The 2,415-nt window shown below is 42.2% G+C and carries 2 protein-coding genes; one reads left to right on the forward strand and one right to left on the reverse strand.

The window, feature by feature from the left end; genetic code table 11:
- Window positions 1-190 precede the first annotated feature (190 nt).
- Complete coding sequence (locus P4361_RS23085; protein WP_328091225.1) at window positions 191-1,237, reverse strand: NAD(P)/FAD-dependent oxidoreductase; 1,047 nt, start codon at window positions 1,235-1,237, stop codon at window positions 191-193.
- A gap of 181 nt (window positions 1,238-1,418) precedes the next feature.
- Between P4361_RS23085 and P4361_RS23090 the strand changes: the two genes are divergently transcribed.
- Complete coding sequence (locus P4361_RS23090) at window positions 1,419-2,267, forward strand: STAS domain-containing protein (RefSeq protein WP_328091227.1); 849 nt, start codon at window positions 1,419-1,421, stop codon at window positions 2,265-2,267.
- The last annotated feature ends 148 nt before the right edge of the window (window positions 2,268-2,415 follow it).

Raw genomic sequence — 2,415 nt, forward strand, 5'->3', positions numbered from 1 at the left:
CGCTCCTTTGACGCGAAAAATCTTCACGGAAATGTTGTTTGGAGAGCAAGGTGCGAGACTCCTGCGGGACTAGCGTGACAGGTGAGACTCCCGCAGGCGCTTGCGCCAAGAGGCTCACCGCACGCCCCGCGGAAAGCGAGCAGCCTGGAGCGGAGATCAACAGCTACCAGACTTCTTGGACAGCCCCTTTTTAATGGATCATCTGTTTGACTAGATCACGGTTGCGTTTTTTGAATACTTCATTATGAGAAGAAACCATCGCCACTTTTTGAGCTTCAGGTTCGATGAATTGTTTTGCTTTGTTCACAGCGTTAGCTGCGTCTTGAAAGGCTCCGGAAATCAGGTTCAATTTACCGTCATGTTTGAGTATATCTCCAGCAGCATACAACCCCGGGACTGAGGATTCGCTGTTTGAATTGCCAGCGATATAAAAATTTTCTTCAAGTTCAATATTCAGGCTGCTATTTCCAAGAAGTGATGTATCCTGTTCATAGCCATGATTGATGACCACTTCATCTATGGGCAGATAGGTAACTTCACCAGTTTCATGGTTTGTTAACTCGATCTGTTCAATTACTTCATGGTTCGGGCATGCGAATAGTTTAGAGATTGATGTGTTAAAGATGCAGTCTGCACAACTGTTCATAAGCTGTGTCACTTGAGCTTCATGGCCGGCAAGTGTTCCTTTTCTATACGTTAAGTATACTTTTTTAGCGATATTCACTAATTCATTCGCCCAATCGATCGCTGTATTTCCTCCGCCAGAAATAATCACCGTTTTATCCTTAAAATGCTGAAGTGACTTCACCGTGTAGTTTAAGTTAGACACTTCAAATCTCTCGGCACCCTCAATCTCCAGCTTCTGCGGGTTTAAGATACCGCTCCCAACAGCAACGATTACCGTTTTGGAATAATGCACTGCACCATTAGCGCCTTTCAGGATAAAGATACCATCTACATTCCGCGTAATCGATTCTACTTTTTCATTCAAAACGACTTCAGGGTCGAACGTCAGTCCTTGCTCAACAAGTTTTTCGATAAGCTTTGCTCCTGGAAGTGGTGTGTGGCCGCCTACATCCCAGATCATCTTCTCAGGATACACATGAATTTTTCCGCCTAACTGGGGCTGGAATTCAATGATCTTTGTCTTCATTTCACGAAGTCCGCTATAAAAGGCAGAGTAAAGCCCTGCTGGCCCACCGCCAATAATCGTTACATCATAAATTTCTTTTTCCACATGCGTTCTCTCCTCAGAAAGAAATTAATATTGATTATCATTCTCAATTAAAATATATATCGAATCGCCCATTTTTACAATAAGTATTTTTCCTGAAGAAAGTAAAAAATTTTAAAATGCATGTTCTCAAGTTATAGGGTATTATGATTTCAGACCCATATACGAATCCTTGGAGGAGAGTATGATGAAGAACGATATACAGCTGCTAGGGGAATTATTGATTAAACGAAGACATAAGATTGCTGAATCGGTTCACGCTGATCGAATGGAAGGCGTGGCCATGACTCAAGCGGAGAAAAATGAATTCCAGAAAATTGAGCCGCGAATCATGGAAATACGAGCTGAATTTATCACCCTGTTTGGAGAAGCATTAACTGAGCACGATAATCGAAATAAAACCATTGAAAAGATGAAGCAATGGGGAAAAGAAACGGGTGACTATTTCTTTAAACTGGGAGCCCCCCTTGATGAGGCATTAAAAGATACAAGCTATTATCGTGATTACATTTGGAAATCCATCAAAGAAGAGGCGACCATTCTGGGAATGTCCGCTGAAACGATTTTTGATGTTATTGAGATCATCGATCCTCTGTTGGATCATGCAGTATATTATTTCAGTCTGACCTATGTTCAATCTCATCAAACTATGCTTGAACAGGCAAAATCGGCCTTTTTGGAGTTATCGGTTCCTATCGTTCCCTTGATTAAAGGGACAGGGGTGTTGCCGTTAATCGGGAACATTGATACAGAAAGAGCTCATTTACTAATGGAAGAAACATTGAGTCAGGCCGTAAAATTAAAATTGGAGCACTTAATCATGGATGTTTCAGGTGTAATGATAGTCGATACGATGGTGGCCGACCAGTTATTTAAAGTGATCGATGCTTTAACCTTGTTAGGAGTTACGACGATCCTTACAGGCATTCGCCCTGAGGTGGCACAAACGATGGTTGCCTTGGGATTAAACCTCGATAAAATAAAAGTAAAAGGTAATTTGCATCAAGCCTTTATGGATATACAATCGTTGTAGATGAAAAGGGGCTGTCCAGAAAGTCGAAAATTGACCTTCAGGCAGCCCCTTTTTGGCTTGAAAAATCTTCAATGAAAAGTTAATTGAAGTGGAAGATGCGAGACTCCTGCGGGACTAGCGTGACAGGTGAGACTCCCGCCGGTGCTTG

Source organism: Fictibacillus sp. B-59209 (genome assembly GCF_036216745.1).
Taxonomy (GTDB): Bacteria; Bacillota; Bacilli; order Bacillales; family Fictibacillaceae; genus Fictibacillus_C; species Fictibacillus_C marinisediminis.

Coding starts and splice junctions, on each gene's coding strand:
- P4361_RS23090 (WP_328091227.1), top strand. CDS start 1,419: ATGATGAAGAACGATATACAGCTGCTAGGGGAATTATTGATTAAACGA.